Source organism: Halomonas sp. AOP43-D1-4 (genome assembly GCF_052446175.1).
GTDB lineage: Bacteria > Pseudomonadota > Gammaproteobacteria > Pseudomonadales > Halomonadaceae > Vreelandella > Vreelandella citrativorans.
On record NZ_JBQSVY010000015.1, the window covers coordinates 17048 to 31885 of the forward strand.

Consider the following 14838-nt stretch of genomic DNA (forward strand, 5'->3'; position numbering starts at 1 on the left):
TCATTAGTAAAGAAGGCGATGGCTCATAACATCGTTCTGTAAATGTTCTTACCTTCGGTATTTACAAGGCATGGCGAATTTTTTATGTGCTTTTTTGCATAATTTAGCTTTTTTAGTTGGTTTTATTCTATTAGGTGTTTTTAGTGCTTTTTTCCCTTTAACCATTCTTTGGGCTGTTTATAGCGTTTTTGCTCATATTGCTTCTTGGTTGTTCGCCGCCGGTGTTCGTCCTGTATGGCTAGAGATTGGCTGGGTGCCGCTATCCCAAAATACGTTGATTCATCTCGCTCTGGTGGTCGCCTGGGGGCTGCTGTGTCTTTTGGTTTGGAGTGGGGCGAAGCAAGCAATGAGACGCCGCAAACGGCAGTTGCGGCGTTTGGCCAAGGGGAGATTGGTGAAGGTATCGGCAGACCATCCTATCGCGCTCTATACACAACGTCTGTGCAAGCAACATCGTATCCGATGCCCACACCTCTGGGCCGCCGAGAATGCCTATGTGGTTGCTTTCGTCGTTGCGCCGCCAATAAGAAAACCTCACTTGGTACTGTCAGCGGGTGTTTTGCAGTTGCCGTCGGACATATTGCGCTGGGTGATCGCTCACGAAGTCGGCCATCTGGTGCATAGGGATGCCCGCCATGTGCTTGCTTGGCAGCGTTTCCTGGACAGCGTGCTTGCTTAGCAGCGCCTACGCTTGAAGGTCGTGAAGTGGATTGTTCGGCTATGTCGCTGGATACCGCTAGTGGGCCATCCTCTTTGCCGCTTGCTGGTTGGTTTTGAGCATCTATTCCAAACATTGGATAAAGCTGGCAGACAGCTTGGAGGTGCAGCTTACGAGATATTGGCACTGTGGGCGTCGCGGCGCAGTGAGTTTCGCGCTGACGCTTTTGCTGCGTCGCAGGAAGGTACAGAGCCAGGTATCGCGCTGTTCAGATCGTTGGCAGCGGCTACGATGTTTGAGCCCTCGCAGCGCCCCATCAGTCTTCACACACATCCGACGCACCGCGAGCGTGTGAAGGCGCTTAAACGCTTTAACTCAAAACCTCATAATATCAATTGAGCATTCATGCTTATGAGGAAAAGCAACTATATTTATAATTTCATAGCCTTATAATCTCAATTCATCATAATTCCAGCACCAATGATCGTGTTCTTCTCGTGCGCAAGACGAGGAAAATTCTTACCAAACAGCGCGTAAAGCATCGCCCAATCGGGCAGTGATACAACCGGGCACCGCAACGCGGTGCCCGGTTGATTTTGTTTCATACCCCTGATATTTTTTCCAGTATGACAAAGCGCGCCTATAAAAAACGGTTCTATCCTACTCCCGAGCAAGCTGAGTTGTTGGCGCAGTCGTTCGGGTGTGCCCGTTTTGTCTGGAATAATACCCTGGCCTATCGCACCGAAGCTTATCAGCAACGCGGCGAGTCGGTATCTCACGCCCACGCTGAAAAGCGTCTGCTAGAGGCTTGAAGGCGGAGTTTCCGTGGCTCAAGGATGTATCGAGTGTGATTCTGCAGCAAACCCTGCGCGATCAGAAAGCCGCCTTTAACAACTTCTTCAACTCCAAGCTCAAAGCGCGGTATCCACGTTTCAAGAAAAAGGATGGCCGCCAGTCGATCCGGCTGACCAAGGCGGCGTTTCGCAATCGTAATGGCTACATCACGATTGCCAAGATGAAGACACCGTTATCCATTCGGTGAAGTCAGCCACTGCCTTTACCATCACGCTTTCACGCGATCGTGCCGGGCGCTACTTCATCAGCTGCCTGTGTGACTTTGCGCCAGAAGCGCATCCGGTCACGCCCAAAACAGTGGGTATTGATCTCGGGTTGACTAACCTGTTCATCACCAGCGATGGCGTAAAATCCGGCAATCCGTGTCACCTGAAACGCTACGAAACGAAGCTGGCCTACTTGAAGTGCCGGTTGGCGAAGAAGCAGAAAGGTTCCAACAACCGCAACAAATACCGTCAGAAAGTGGCGCGGCTACATGCCAAGATCGCCGACTGCCGCCATGACGCCCTCAATAAAGCGACCCGCGCACTAATTAACGAAAACCAAGTCCTGTGCGTCGAGTCACTCAATATCGCTGGCATGATCAAGAATAATCGGCTCTCTAAAGCCATTAGCGATGCTGGGTGGGGCGCCAACTGGTGAAAGTGAGCCAGTGGTTTCCCAGCGGTAAGCTGTGTCATGGCTGCGGCCACAAGGTTGAGAAACTACCGCTGTCGCAACGTCACTGGCACTGCCTGGGGGGGTGGCCACCCCATTGACCGCGACATCAACGCAGCCAGGAATATACGAACCACCGTGGTGGCGGGGTTAGCCTGTGGAGCGGGGGCAGCGGCTTAGCAGCTGTCTAGTGAAGGCGTGTGGAAGCAGGAAGGTTCTGAGGGTGACCTTGGAGCCCCGCCCAAAGCGCGAAGCGCGGCGGGCGGGCGGGGAGTGTCGGATGCCAGGCTCATGCTTTTATGCTATAAAGATCATGTGACACGGCAGCTTGGCCAAGAGCTACCACTTTTGTCATGGCAGGAAATGCCGACTCGCAAGAGTCACGTCGCTTGTTCAGTGGCACTGCCCCGTCACCTGGACACCCGACATCAAAGCCCCGCTTCGGCGGGGCTTTGACTCTAAAGATCTGTTTGGGAGGCCGTCAGGTATGGTAAACAATCCTACAGCTCTGCTCGTTGGTCATGATGCAGTCAACCTTTCTATGATTGAGCTTGCCTGCAGTGACCAAACCTTCCCGCCCTCGGTGCCAGAACGCTTACGATGCGACGGAAGCACTTAATTTTGTTCAAAATATCAGAAACCCACTGACAAACCTTATTATCATCGACTTGGACACGGTGGGTGATTCAGGGATGATGCTATTAGAAGCGCTGAAGAACGGTGCTGATTATGGCCAAAGAAAGCACAGAACTAACGGTGAAGGAGGCTTATCACTTGGGCTGTGGTGGTTTTTTTCGCCAAACCAGAAAACAATGATGGGTGGCGCCGTGTAATAAAAATAACCACGGAATACTGGTTCACGCATTGCCAAGGGCCGAAAGATCGTGATTAGGGTGCTGATTTTGAGCTATCTGCATAAAAGCCCACCAGCGCGTATTTTTCAAGGCTGATTATGTGTGCTCAACTTCATTGGCTTCACGGAAATCACCGGATGGAATTGCGCATTATCTCATTTAAGCGCTGGCTTCATGCTCGCATGTCCCATGTCAAAGCCCCTGGTATCCATCATAATCGACGGCTTCCCACACTCGGCCACACTCATCAACGGCAAGGGAGCCTAGCTTGACATCAAGAGGGTTACGAAGTGTCTCCCTCCAGCCGACGACTTGGTTGTCGCACACCAGCACAATGCCTCTTGTAATGTTCGGATAGCCTGCCCGATATACTGCTGCGGCATAAATCACCTGGTTCATAAACCTCCCTGTCAGCATGTTATTCTTGCTACTCCCTATAGCATTGGCATATATACTAGCGATAGCAAGCTGATCGGTCACCTCCCATGCGTGTTGAGCTAGTGTATATACACTAACTCCCCATACCTCCAAAGCCCCCTTCCTTAAAACGTAATGACTCATAACCTCATTTTTTTATTTGAGTTTATAACCATTTGATAAAATACCCATTTCTTCATAAGCTCAGATAAGGTTCTTATACGATGGTGGAGATACAATGCACGTTATTGCGGTTCTAAATCAGAAAGGCGGTTCGGGTAAGACGACGATTGCAACACACCTGGCCACGGCGCTGATGCTGGCAGGACATGATGTACTGTTGGTCGATTCAGACCCCCAAGGCAGTGCTCGTGATTGGGCAGCGGTTCGTGAGGATCAGCCGGTGCCGGTGGTCGGCATTGACCGTCCAACGATAGGGCGTGATCTGAAAAACCTGGCCCGCAAAGAATTTGTGGTGATTGATGGTGCACCACAGGCAGCCGATCTGGCAGCGTCCGCCATTAAGGCAGCGGATTTTGTGCTGATTCCGGCACAACCAAGCCCGTACGATATTTGGGCGACGGCTGATCTTGTCGAGTTGGTGAAGCAGCGTATTGAGATCACTGACGGCAAGATGCAAGCGGCGTTTGTTGTCTCCAGGGCGATCAAGGGGACGCGGATAGGCTCGGAAGTCACCAATGCACTTAACGAATATGAGTTGCCGGTACTTGAGAGTCGGGTTACTCAGCGGGTTATCTATCCCACGACTGCCGCAACAGGTACAACGGTCTTTGACCAAGACCCTGACGGCCCTGCATCTACTGAAATCAACGCATTGATGAACGAGCTGAAGGAAAAGCTCATTTGAGGTTTTCTATTTTTAATCTATTGAGCTTTTACGTTAATGCGGAAATAATGATTTGAAGTTATGATTTTTTGAGGTTTTTGAGATGACCAAAAGTGTACTTAGTGCTGGACGCCCAAGCGCGAAAGCAGACAAGCGAAAAGAAGCGACGTTAGCGAGCCTGGCAGACAGACCGGCCAAAAAGCGGGTCAACATTGATTTGACGTATGAAGAACACCAGCGGTTGAAGATATACGCGGCTCAGAATGGTATGACCATCAAGGATATTCTGCGTGAACAAATTGATAAGTTGATCGACGGCGATCAGGCGTGAAAGTGCTTTTACTCATTGCATCAAAACCTCATTTAAAGAAAAGCCCATCGAGTATTTTGAGGTTGACTGTCCAGGAGAGGGCGGATGTCTGACAGGTTCTTACGTCTTGATCGGCTTAAAGAGCAGCTAGATCAGCATCAACCACTGCCTCATGCTGTTGTCCACAACCTACATGAATCGCTGGTTTTGCAATGGACTTACCATAGCAACGCCATCGAAGGGAATACGCTCACGCTCAAGGAAACCAAGGTTGCCCTTGAAGGCATCACAGTAGGTGGAAAAACCTTGCGTGAGCATTTTGAGGTCATTAACCACCGAGAAGCGATTTGGATGGTTGAAGACTGGGTTAAGCAGCGTGAGCCTCTATCCGAATGGTTGATCAAGTCGCTGCACCAGCTGGTACTCAAAAACGTCGACGATCAGAACGCCGGCGTGTATCGCCAGGTTAATGTCATGGTAACAGGTGCTGAGCACCGGCCGCCTGAAGCCTACAAGGTTCCCCAGGCGATGAGCGATTTTCTTCATTGGTATCATCAAGAGGCTGGCGCTTTGCACCCCATTGAACGAGCCGTTCCGTGTGCATGGTGAGTTCGTCAAGGTTCACCCTTTTATTGATGGGAATGGGCGGACATCGCGGCTTTTGATGAATTTCGAGCTGATGAAAGCCGGGTTCCCTGCCGCCCTGATCGAGGTAGAGCAGCGGTTGGCTTACTACGAAGCGTTGGACACTGCGCATTGCGCCGGCAACTACGATCTTTTCGTTGACTTGCTTTGTAACAGCGTGGAAAACAGCTTCGAGCCTTACTGTTGGGCACTGGGCATTGATAGGCTACCGGAGAGTAAATGAGGCTTTGATGATAGTATCAAACAAGGTTTTGAGTTTGTCCGCTCTTGGTGCTTTGATTATTTCATCATTGCCTGTCCAGACTGACGTTGCCATCGCAATCTGGAACATTAAGCACTTGGGCTGAAATAACGACAGGGACTTCGCGATTTTGGGTGAGGTAGGCAGCAGTTTTAATTTACTTGCTGTGCAAGAGGTCATGAGCGAAGAAGGCGCTGAAAATTTGCATCTATCGTTGAAGCAGGCATCAGGTGAATCTTGGGTACATGTGATGAGTCATCTGATCGGGCGGAGTAGCTATAAAGAAGCGTATACGTTCTTTTGGCGAGAATCAGAGGTGTCTGTATCGGGTGGGGATGCTGTTTTTTTCGACGGTGCGGATGTTTTTGCACGAGAGCTGTATTAAGCGCTGTTTACCGACCGAGATACTAGCGAAACATTCGCCATTGCCAACGTGCATATTCTGTACGTGGATAGTGTGCGTGACCGATTGCCTGAGATTAAGGGGTTGGCTGATTACTGGCAGTGGTTAGGTGAAGAAGCCTATCCTGGTGTGCCTCGCATACTGACAGGAGACTTCAATCTCGACAGCGAGCACTTTGTTTTTGACACGCTTGAACTTTTGGGTGTTGAAGCGGCATACGAGGATGGCAGAGGTACAGAGGTACAGAGGTACAGAGGTACAGAGGTACAGAGGTACAGAGGTACAGAGGTACAGAGGTACAACGATTAGCACGACAGAGGGCCGGTATCCCAATCATTACGATTACATATTCTTGTAGGAAGGCACGTCTTTGTCAGTAATCGGCCAAGGCATTCTGCGATTTCCTGAGCGCTGGGGGATCAATCACGGATTTGCCCGCGATGTGATTTCTGATCATGTGCCTGTATGGATTGCTTTGAAAGGCGCGTCTTTGCGCTTACTTGATAACGCTACAGTGGTGGCATCTTCCGAAACAAATGCCTGTATTGATATCAATTCAGCGCCAGCGGATGAATTAAACGATTTGCCCCATGTCGGCGAGAGCAGGGCAGCAGCGATTGTCGAAGGTTGGCCTTGGGCATCGCTTGACGCGCTTGCTGCTGTTAGTGGTTTGAGTGATAGCCGCGTAGAGGACATTGCTTCTTCAGGGTTGGGCTGCAATCACTAAAAGATATATGGAAAGGGAAAAAGGATAAAAGGAAAGAAGGAGGCTCAAAAATATCTATTTCTGACAGTTGGTTAGTGATCAAAGCTGTCCACTCTGTACATAGAAACCTGTTCACTCCATACATAGAAACCTGTTCGAGTTGTACATAGAAACCTGTCCACTCCGTACATAGAAAGCGGTGTCTGGTCTTACTGCCCTGAGTAACCTGTACAGAACGTACATAGAAACCTGTTCACTGCGTACATAGAAACGTGTACAGAGCGTACATACAAAGCCCTGAAATACCTCAAACCCGTCCAGAACGTACATAGGACGGCAGCTTTTTTCACTGAGTTACCCCCAAAATCTGTGGATAACTCAGAAGATTTACAGGTCGTACATAGAAACATGTACAGATCGTACATAGAACCCGATGGTTTGCTCTGGAGACTCCAATCAGAAAGAAGCTATGTCCCCGCGAGACGCTTCACGCTGTAGAATGTGTACAGAGCGTACATAGAATATACAGGTGTTCTCACGTTAAAAACTTGTACAGAGCGTACTTAGAAGCAGGGTGCGACAAAAAAGTGCTGAATGTGTACAGAGCGTACATAGAAGGAGCAGCTTCGCTTCGCTACACTCAGTTCCATAAAGCCGTACTCACCGAATCAGAGAATGGACATGGCACAGCATCCTCGCACGGACTGGGAGAAGGTCACTAGCGACCTGCGCAAATCAAAAACAAGTAAAGCCGATCAATCGGACGCACCGCCGACGAACCTGTCGCTCGATCTTGATTCGATCATGCCGGAAAGTGGGCAGGCTGAAGACGTTGCCAATGTACCGACACTCAAACTGGCCGAGCCGGATGTTCTGCCTGACGCAGCACTGACGCCTGAAGGGCAGTCCCTTCGTGATTTCCAGTCGACGCTGACAAACACGCCGGAAGAACGCGCCAATGTGTCCAACCTGATGCAGTTTTGGGAGCGAATACCCCGTTACAACTGCAGCGATATCCAGGGGATCAATAACAGCCCTGACGCGAAGGAAATGGGGATCGTCAACTATTCGTTTGAAGACAGCGGCGAGCATTACACCCTTGAGATGACACCGGCACAAATCCGGACAGAAGCCAACGGCGTTCAGCAGACCATCTTTTGCTACCCCGATAATACCGATGAGCTTGTGGAGCTGGCGCTGGTCAAGCTAGCAATGGATAACGGCGATATCCTTCAACCGGCGGACATATCCCATAAACCGGCGAAAGGCCATGCCGCATTGCCGAGTTATGGGGTGTATTTCACGATTAACCAACTAATCCAACAGCTCAAGCATTGGGGGAGGGGGCGTAGCTACCCAGCCCTGATGCGCTCTTTGGAAGTATTGAACAAGTGCAATCTGTCTGTTCGGTCGACCTCAAAAGGGGGGATCAATGCGCGAGGGGCGATTCTTCCTGAGCTTGTGTCATTTGAGCAGAATGGGTTTGATGCCCATGATCGAAACGGTTTCTGGACGGCAAGGTTTCACCCAATTATCAGCCTGGGCATTCATGCGGGCCTGTATCAGCAGTACAACGTGTTTCGTGTTGCTCAAGTTAAAACGCACGTCGGTCATGCCATCATCAAGTTGTTGTTGCTCAATGGCCGTAATATTTCTGAGCAGACACCTTACTCGCTCAAATTGTCGTCTTTACAGGAGACGACAGGGCTTCTGAATTACAAGAGCCCGTATCATGCGCGCCGTAAGTTCCGTGAGCATATACAAAGGATCGAGGCAGAAGGGCTGCTTTCACACGTTGAGTTTGTCGAGAAGAAGCGAGGCAAGCGCGTCATTGATGTGGAAGCGCGTATGTTTGCGTCAGCGTCTCTAGTCCGAGAGATGAAGGCGTCACACAAGCGCTCGAACATTATCGGCGAGCGTCGTTACGTTCGAGCCGCCATCCAGAAAACGAAGGTCTAAGGAGTAGCCGTGATGCAAGATGAGCCGAACCTGGTCGATAGCCCGCTCAACGAAAGATTGGAAGTGGAAGGCCATACATTCACGGTGGGCATCTATCGTTTGGAAACAGAGATAGCCAGCCTGGACGCTGGAAATAGTTAATGAGGCACCGCTCTCTTGATGTCGGACTCCTTGAACACTTCTCGCTGATCGAGAAACTCAAGACGAGCTACCCAGTGAAAAAAACTGTGTGACGTGTCTGGCGTGCATCGCAGTAGCTTTAAATACTGGGTACAACGTTCAAAAAGGCCTGCGTGTGCCACGAAGGCCAAGGAAATAGCCAAGGTCAGAGAGCTCTTTCGCGAGAGTGAAGGCTCTGCAGGTGCTCGCAGCATTGCAGAGATGGCGACAAGGCAGGATGTGCCGTTAAGTCGCTATCGCGCTGGCCGCTTGATGGAAAAGCTTGGCCTGGTTAGCTGCCAAGTGCCTGGGCACACCTACAAGCAAACAGGTGATGAACATGTTGACGTACCGAACCACTTAGAGCGTCAGTTTAACGTTGTGGCGCCCAATCGCGTTTGGTGTGGCGATGTCATGTATCTCTGGGTCGGCAATCGCTGGGCTTATCTAGCCGTTGTCATTGACTTATTTACTAGAAAACCGATTGGCTGGGCGATGTCGTTGTCGCCGGATAGCGAGCTCACTAGCAGTGCATTAAAAATGGCCTATGAAAGTCGAGGGCGACCCAAAGGCATTATGTTCCAAGCGACCAGGGCAGCCATTATACGAGCCGCAGGTTCCGTCAGGCGCTCTGGAAATGCCAGATAAAACAGAGCCTGAGTCGGCGTGGAAATTGCTGGGACACTCAGTCTACTATACTTGTGAACATCGTATCGGTGATTTTCAACCCAGTTGTCCAAATGGCTGCCTCTAAGCAGTCTGTTTATTACGCTCAACTTCCTGCAGCTTGCTAGGGTTGAGCGATACTGAACCAGGTGCCTCCCAGTTTCGGGTGTTGCCCGACCAGCGCTCTGGATGCCGGCACTTAGCGCTTTCATAAACTGCTTTGCGGTACTCAAGGCATTTTCGTTTGGCACCTCGCCGCCGTTCGGGTCTTCTTGTTGGCCAGCGCCTTCGAGACAAGCCGCTTTCCACTGCTAGATTTGCTCGGGATAAAGGCCTTTTTCGCGGCAGTAAGCACCAAACTCTGTTTCTGACAGGGTGGCGGTTTCGATGACCACGGCTAGCTTGGCGTCGGGCGACCATTCGCTGTCGCCTTGGGTGTAACCCGGCACAGGCACTCCTTTTACTCGACACTGTTTATACAGCGTCGCGTCAGAGATGCCTTCCTCTGTCGCTACCGATGCCGCCCTGTGATTATGGGGTGGTAACAACTTCTTCAGGACGGCTGATTTACGCTCTGCAGAATAACGTGGCACAAGGACTCCATGCCGCTCCTTCTGGATTAGATTTAGGCGATATCGCCAACCGGACAACTGGTATGGATTGACCTATCAAGTGTTCGGTTCTCTCTAATTCATTCAGTTGTCATCAATGCCTATGGGTCAGGAAGCAAAGGGCTATCAGCGACGGTGGATCTTTCTGGTATTCGTGGGTTGGGTACCGACCTGTCATCACTTCGTCGCGGAGCCACCCTGGTCTAGGCGTGAGGGTCACCCCACTCCGGAAGGTAGGGGTCTCATAGTTGCTCTGAGTTCTCCCACCGGCCCGACGCTCCCTGATACATAGGCACTGGAGCACACTTGTCATACAGTTGCCCGGCTTCCATGTGGCTTGCTCATCGCTTCGCAAACAATCGCCCACAAGAAGCCAACCAGCTCTCATGCTACTGCCGTGACGACCTGTTGCTTCACCTTGCCTGTAGTCGGCGGTAACGACCGCACAGGCGTTTCTGGGCCTCCCAAGCGATGGCTTGAACCGCTGGCGAGGTTATCTCCGCCCGCCGCTGAATCGTTCGCGTCTTACGTGCTGGGAAGCGATAGCTCTAAGCAGCCTCTACCAGCACGCGTCTTACATGCCCGTTGCCGGTCTTGGTGATGGTCGACTGCCTGCTCGCTGGGCATGAGACCAAAATAGGCCATCAACTGACGAGGCGAGTCGAAACGACTGATATCACCGAGTTCGGCGAGGACTGTCATTGCCGTGATCAGGCTTACGCCGCGCATCGCCATCAGCGCCTTCACCACAAGAGCCAGAGACCAGTTTGTTAGCTTCCTCCATTTGCTTCTCAAGACTGGCTACACGGCGCTGAGCGTCCTTCACGGTATCGATGTACTCGGCAAACACGATTTGCTGAATGTGCGTATTAAAACGGATCGTCTCTAACCAACGAAAATGAGCAGGCCCCATTTGCCCTTGCCGCCGTAGATCTTGCCATGCCGTAGCAAAAAAGCGCCTAAGCGTTGTCGAGCCTTGAGTTCGATGGCCTTTATGTCTTCACGAGCCCGCGTTAGGTCTCGAATCACCTCTTGCTCATGGGGGGACCCATACTGGGGTAAGTTCGCCAGAGCGAGACAGGCGTGCCAACATTTTCGCATCGCGCCGGTCTGTCTTGACGCGATCTCCTGCTCGCTGGGGGATCAAAGATGGGGGACGACCTCAGCGTCATGGCCACTGTCTCGTATTTGGCGATAGATACCATAGCCACAAGGGTCGGCCTCGTAACTGAACAGTAATGGCTGCTCCTCGAAGCGTTGGCTCAACTGACAGAGCAACTTATCTATGGACTTGGGCTTGTTGGAAATCTCACCGCGGAACTCTGGATCCTGACGGCCTGGTTCGGCGATGGCTACAGATATACTCTCCTGGTATACATCTAGACCAGTGTAGGCGGCATGGATGTTGCTGGCGGTGTTGAGCCGGTCAGCAGTGGCGGACTGAACAATGGAAGGCTGAGTTAGACTAGACTGTTTCATGACCTGCCTCTCTCAATAGTTAGTGGCTCTATGGTGTTGCCTCATAATCAACGCAACCCACGACGTTGATGAGGGTAGGTTAATTCATAATGTCTAGGCTGACAGAGGGAGTATTATTTTTATAAACATATTTGAGAATGAGTCGTATTTGATCTATTGTTAGTATTAACATTTAGGTGATAAGCGCTCTCAGCAAGAATCGCTCGCAAGATGAGGAGCAAGATCGGGGCCCGAATCTCAGTCAAATAGTTGCAATGAACCAGGGGATAAGATGGAACATTTGAACCGCGAGGACGCTCTTGCCATTGTAGGAATAGATGGGCGGTTTCCTGGATGTGAGAATCTGGACCAACTGTGGGAGCTGATCATTTCCGGAAAATCGGCAACAGTGGATTATTCACGGGACGCCTTGCTTGAGGCTGGAGAAAACCCGCAACTGATAGATGATAAGAACTACGTTGCCAAAGGCATGCCGTTCGCAGATATTGACGCCTTCGATTATAAATTTTTCGGCTTCAATGAAAGGCAGGCCCGGTATATGGACCCCCAGAACCGATTGATGCTGGAGTCATCCTGGCGTGCATTTGAACATGCCGGTTATGCGCCGCGGCAGATTGCCGATCGGTGCTCGGTGGGTGTGTTTGCAGGGAAAAATCCGCCTCACTATTATCATGAGAACGTGATCCCACATATTATGCAAGATACGCAGTCCACCACGCTGTCACAACAGTTGGAGGTAGAAACTGCCAACGGATGCGACTTCGTAGGTAATTGGCTGGCATACAAAATCGGCTTTACCGGGCCTGCGCTTAATATACAAACAGCATGTTCTACGGGCTTGTCTGCCGTTGCCGTCGCATGCCAGAACCTGCTGACGCATTATTGTGATATGGCGCTGGTCAGCGTAAGTGGCCTGATCCTGAACCAGGGGCGCGGATATCTATATCAGGAAAATAATATTCTGTCCTCTGACGGATACTGCAGGCCGCTGGATGCAGACGCCAGTGGAACCCTTGATGGCAGCGGTGTCGTTTCGCTGGTTTTGAAGCGTTATGAAGATGCTATTGAAGCCGGCGATCAGATTCATGCTGTGATTGCTGGAGTGGGTATCAACAACGATGGTCTGAGCAAACAGGATTTCATGGCGCCCGGAGTCGAAGGGCAAGCTAGGGCAATTCGTATGGCGCTGGCTCAGGCGGAGCTCAAGCCTGACGATATCGACTATCTGGAATTGCATGGCACGGGCACCCGGTTGGGTGATCCCGTCGAATTATCTGCCCTTAAACTGGCCTGGGGAGAGGTGCGTGATCGAAAACATCCTTGCCGGCTTGGATCAGTTAAAGCAAATATCGGTCATTTGAATGCGTGCGCAGGGCTGGCTGGTTTGGTCAAGGTTATATTGGCAATTCGCCATCATACCATTCCTCCCATGGCCAATTTCCGTTCGCTCAATCCATACATAGAGCTGGACAATCGCGCATTCGAAATCAATACAGCACAACTGCCCTGGCCTCGGGAAGGGAACTCCCCTCATCGTGCAGGTATCAGTTCATTCGGGTTCGGCGGTACGAATGTACATTTAGTGGTCGAGGAACATCTTTCAGCCGCTGCATCAATGCCGCAGCAAAAGCAGGGCATAGACCCAGAGATTTTGTTCGCGTCGGCTGCTTCACCGGAACAGATAAAACCATTGATAGAGAGTTGGTTGCCTTATCGGCAGGCGCATGGCGATGCAAACATATCGTTGACTTCTCTAATCACCCGGGAGCATTTGCGATATCGAACGGCCTTGGTCCTCAGAGCTGGTGAGACGCCAGATTTGAATGCACTGACAGTAAGCAGATCAGCGGATGAAACCCGAGTAGGCTGGGTTTTTGGTGGGCAGGGCGAGATGCTGTCTCCGGAGATGGGTCGGCAATTGTATCGGCGTTATGCACCGTTTCGTGACGCTGTCGACGAATGCCGGATGTTGCTTGGTGATGAACAGGCCTGTTTGATATGGCCGTTGCATGACAACGATTGGTCTTTGCATCGTCCGGCCGTTTTGCAGCCAGCCTTGTTTATTTATCAATATGCATTGGCACAACTTTGGCGTGCCGTGGGGCTGATGCCAGAGTGTGTGCTCGGTCACAGTATTGGTGAGATCGCGGCCGTGTGTGTGGCTGGTGGTTTGACGCTGGATAGCGCACTGCAACTGGTTCGCTTGCGGGGTCTAGCATTCGAGTCAATAGACGGTGAACAGGGAAGTATGCTTGTTGTGTTCAGCGAACTCGACAGTATGCCTTCGCTGGAGCAAGGGCTAGTAGTTGCTGCCCACAATGCGACGGATGTGCAGGTTGTGGCGGGTGCACAGGCTGCGCTGGACGCGTTCATGCAGCGTTGCCAGGAGGCGGGTGTAGGCACGTATCCGTTGAATGTGACACATGCCTTTCATTCACCCATGGTTCGGAAGGCAGCTGATTACCTTGTACAGCGTGCGCCCCGTTTACGTGGCGAGAAATTGACCATACCTGTATATAGCACATTAAGCGGCCAGCGTCTGGAGGATGCGACCGATATTGCATACTGGGCCAGGCATTTGCTTTCGCCAACCTTGTTCTCAGAGGCTCTTGCCGCGGCGACAGCAGCTCACCATCTGACAATGGCAATTGAAATTTCCCCGCACTCGCTGGTGAGTGGGTTGGTTCGTAAGTCGCAGTTGCTGGCGATTCCATCGTGCAGCCAGGCTCGCTCCGAACACTTGGACTTCCTGGAGGCGCTCGCAAGTGCATATGGTAATGGATTGGTGCCCGAGGCTACAGCGTTGTTTCCCGAGTCTGTCAGCAAGGTGGTATTGCCGGGCTATCCGTTTCGCAAACATTCTTTATGGATCAATCGTCCCAGCAATGCCAAACAGACGCAGGGCGAGAACAGGGCGCCTGGAGCAATTGGACCAACGCCCGAACGCGCTGGAGGGGCCGTCACTGCGGCAACAGGACTGTCGCAGGCAGCACCGAATGGTCTTGACGAGCAAGAAGAGGTGCTAGAGTTGAACGAAGATGATTCGGCTCAACTGCTGGCATTGTTCGTTTCGTATTGGGAAACGTATCTTGGGTTGCCCAGCGCAGTTCCGGATGATGATTTTTTTTCTTACGGCGGCACATCACTGACCGCGATCCAGATCCAGGAAGCAGTTAAACGCGATCTGGGTGTTTCAATCAGCATGTCTGAATTCATGGGGTCCAGAACTCCTCGCAAATTAAATGAAATTGTATGTGAACGGCTGATGGGCGAGACGACTGATGAGTAAGCGAGGCATTGCAGGTAACAAAGATCTTCTGTCACGGATACAGAAATCCCAAAAGAAAAGCCACGAAAGCCGGCAAGTTGCA

The 14838-nt window shown here is 51.3% G+C and carries 18 protein-coding genes and 2 pseudogenes; 17 read left to right on the forward strand and 3 right to left on the reverse strand.

What is annotated here, in order from left to right:
* The first annotated feature begins 94 nt into the window (after positions 1 to 94).
* The 7 genes from ACT3RQ_RS15085 to ACT3RQ_RS15115 all read left to right on the forward strand — a co-directional run bounded on the left by ACT3RQ_RS15085 (position 95) and on the right by ACT3RQ_RS15115 (position 3003).
* A complete protein-coding gene (locus ACT3RQ_RS15085) occupies positions 95 to 679 on the forward strand; it encodes a M48 family metalloprotease (protein WP_301398651.1) in 585 nt (194 codons plus the stop codon).
* Between the two features lie 60 nt (positions 680 to 739).
* Positions 740 to 1057, forward strand: a complete 318-nt coding sequence (locus ACT3RQ_RS15090) for a M48 family metalloprotease (RefSeq protein ID WP_193057317.1) — start codon at positions 740 to 742, stop codon at positions 1055 to 1057.
* 227 nt (positions 1058 to 1284) lie between these two features.
* Positions 1285 to 1470: a helix-turn-helix domain-containing protein gene (locus tag ACT3RQ_RS15095; RefSeq protein ID WP_319643865.1), complete on the forward strand. Its 186-nt coding sequence runs from the start codon at positions 1285 to 1287 to the stop codon at positions 1468 to 1470.
* Between the two features lie 35 nt (positions 1471 to 1505).
* Positions 1506 to 1700: a hypothetical protein gene (locus tag ACT3RQ_RS15100; RefSeq protein ID WP_318781683.1), complete on the forward strand. Its 195-nt coding sequence runs from the start codon at positions 1506 to 1508 to the stop codon at positions 1698 to 1700.
* Positions 1697 to 2155, forward strand: coding sequence for an RNA-guided endonuclease InsQ/TnpB family protein (locus ACT3RQ_RS15105; RefSeq protein WP_318781684.1), 459 nt, complete (start codon positions 1697 to 1699; stop codon positions 2153 to 2155). The genes ACT3RQ_RS15100 and ACT3RQ_RS15105 overlap by 4 nt, the downstream gene beginning before the upstream one ends.
* A 2-nt stretch (positions 2156 to 2157) precedes the next feature.
* Positions 2158 to 2271 (forward strand): hypothetical protein, encoded by a 114-nt coding sequence (locus tag ACT3RQ_RS15110; RefSeq protein WP_318781689.1) that lies wholly within the window; start codon positions 2158 to 2160, stop codon positions 2269 to 2271.
* Positions 2272 to 2730: 459 nt separating this feature from the next.
* On the forward strand, positions 2731 to 3003 hold the full coding sequence (locus tag ACT3RQ_RS15115) for a hypothetical protein (RefSeq protein WP_192536174.1): 273 nt from the start codon (positions 2731 to 2733) through the stop codon (positions 3001 to 3003).
* Positions 3004 to 3216: 213 nt separating this feature from the next.
* On the opposite strand, the gene ACT3RQ_RS15120 is transcribed toward ACT3RQ_RS15115, so the two are convergent.
* Positions 3217 to 3423, reverse strand: coding sequence for an antirestriction protein ArdR (locus ACT3RQ_RS15120; protein WP_192536175.1), 207 nt, complete (start codon positions 3421 to 3423; stop codon positions 3217 to 3219).
* Between the two features lie 256 nt (positions 3424 to 3679).
* Here ACT3RQ_RS15120 and parA point away from each other — a divergent pair, with 256 nt between their 5' ends.
* From parA to ACT3RQ_RS15165, 9 genes and pseudogenes are all read left to right on the forward strand, one after another.
* Positions 3680 to 4309, forward strand: coding sequence for a ParA family partition ATPase (parA, locus tag ACT3RQ_RS15125; protein ID WP_192536176.1), 630 nt, complete (start codon positions 3680 to 3682; stop codon positions 4307 to 4309).
* A gap of 82 nt (positions 4310 to 4391) precedes the next feature.
* Positions 4392 to 4619 (forward strand): plasmid partition protein ParG, encoded by a 228-nt coding sequence (locus ACT3RQ_RS15130; RefSeq protein ID WP_192536177.1) that lies wholly within the window; start codon positions 4392 to 4394, stop codon positions 4617 to 4619.
* An 84-nt stretch (positions 4620 to 4703) separates the two neighbouring features.
* The gene (locus ACT3RQ_RS15135) at positions 4704 to 5207 is read left to right on the forward strand and encodes a Fic family protein (RefSeq protein ID WP_263974037.1); all 504 of its coding nucleotides are present in this window, start codon (positions 4704 to 4706) and stop codon (positions 5205 to 5207) included.
* A complete protein-coding gene (locus tag ACT3RQ_RS15140; protein WP_318781686.1) occupies positions 5197 to 5466 on the forward strand; it encodes a Fic family protein in 270 nt (89 codons plus the stop codon). The genes ACT3RQ_RS15135 and ACT3RQ_RS15140 overlap by 11 nt, the downstream gene beginning before the upstream one ends.
* Positions 5467 to 5662: 196 nt before the next feature.
* Positions 5663 to 5869: a hypothetical protein gene (locus ACT3RQ_RS15145; RefSeq protein ID WP_193057318.1), complete on the forward strand. Its 207-nt coding sequence runs from the start codon at positions 5663 to 5665 to the stop codon at positions 5867 to 5869.
* Between the two features lie 388 nt (positions 5870 to 6257).
* Positions 6258 to 6614 carry a ComEA family DNA-binding protein gene (locus tag ACT3RQ_RS15150; RefSeq protein WP_192536179.1) on the forward strand — a complete coding sequence of 119 codons (357 nt, stop codon included), beginning with the start codon at positions 6258 to 6260 and terminating at the stop codon, positions 6612 to 6614.
* Positions 6615 to 7274: 660 nt separating this feature from the next.
* On the forward strand, positions 7275 to 8552 hold the full coding sequence (locus ACT3RQ_RS15155; protein WP_192536180.1) for a hypothetical protein: 1278 nt from the start codon (positions 7275 to 7277) through the stop codon (positions 8550 to 8552).
* A gap of 12 nt (positions 8553 to 8564) precedes the next feature.
* On the forward strand, positions 8565 to 8693 hold the full coding sequence (locus ACT3RQ_RS15160) for a hypothetical protein (RefSeq protein ID WP_263974040.1): 129 nt from the start codon (positions 8565 to 8567) through the stop codon (positions 8691 to 8693).
* A gap of 5 nt (positions 8694 to 8698) precedes the next feature.
* Positions 8699 to 9394 (forward strand): annotated as a pseudogene (locus ACT3RQ_RS15165) (IS3 family transposase); the annotation flags it as partial.
* A gap of 294 nt (positions 9395 to 9688) precedes the next feature.
* On the opposite strand, the gene ACT3RQ_RS15170 reads toward ACT3RQ_RS15165, so the two are convergent.
* Together ACT3RQ_RS15170 and ACT3RQ_RS15175 are read right to left on the reverse strand one after the other, a co-directional pair.
* Positions 9689 to 9970 (reverse strand): hypothetical protein, encoded by a 282-nt coding sequence (locus tag ACT3RQ_RS15170; protein ID WP_192536182.1) that lies wholly within the window; start codon positions 9968 to 9970, stop codon positions 9689 to 9691.
* 402 nt (positions 9971 to 10372) lie between these two features.
* A pseudogene (locus ACT3RQ_RS15175) lies at positions 10373 to 11392 on the reverse strand (IS110 family transposase).
* Positions 11393 to 11738: 346 nt separating this feature from the next.
* On the opposite strand from ACT3RQ_RS15175, the gene ACT3RQ_RS15180 reads away from it, so the two are divergent.
* A complete protein-coding gene (locus ACT3RQ_RS15180; RefSeq protein ID WP_193057319.1) occupies positions 11739 to 14756 on the forward strand; it encodes a type I polyketide synthase in 3018 nt (1005 codons plus the stop codon).
* The last annotated feature ends 82 nt before the right edge of the window (positions 14757 to 14838 follow it).

Coding starts and splice junctions, on each gene's coding strand:
- ACT3RQ_RS15160 (WP_263974040.1), top strand. CDS start 8,565: ATGCAAGATGAGCCGAACCTGGTCGATAGCCCGCTCAACGAAAGATTG.
- ACT3RQ_RS15130 (WP_192536177.1), top strand. CDS start 4,392: ATGACCAAAAGTGTACTTAGTGCTGGACGCCCAAGCGCGAAAGCAGAC.
- ACT3RQ_RS15135 (WP_263974037.1), top strand. CDS start 4,704: ATGTCTGACAGGTTCTTACGTCTTGATCGGCTTAAAGAGCAGCTAGAT.
- parA (WP_192536176.1), top strand. CDS start 3,680: ATGCACGTTATTGCGGTTCTAAATCAGAAAGGCGGTTCGGGTAAGACG.
- ACT3RQ_RS15180 (WP_193057319.1), top strand. CDS start 11,739: ATGGAACATTTGAACCGCGAGGACGCTCTTGCCATTGTAGGAATAGAT.
- ACT3RQ_RS15145 (WP_193057318.1), top strand. CDS start 5,663: ATGAGCGAAGAAGGCGCTGAAAATTTGCATCTATCGTTGAAGCAGGCA.
- ACT3RQ_RS15095 (WP_319643865.1), top strand. CDS start 1,285: ATGACAAAGCGCGCCTATAAAAAACGGTTCTATCCTACTCCCGAGCAA.
- ACT3RQ_RS15120 (WP_192536175.1), bottom strand. CDS start 3,423: ATGAACCAGGTGATTTATGCCGCAGCAGTATATCGGGCAGGCTATCCG.
- ACT3RQ_RS15155 (WP_192536180.1), top strand. CDS start 7,275: ATGGCACAGCATCCTCGCACGGACTGGGAGAAGGTCACTAGCGACCTG.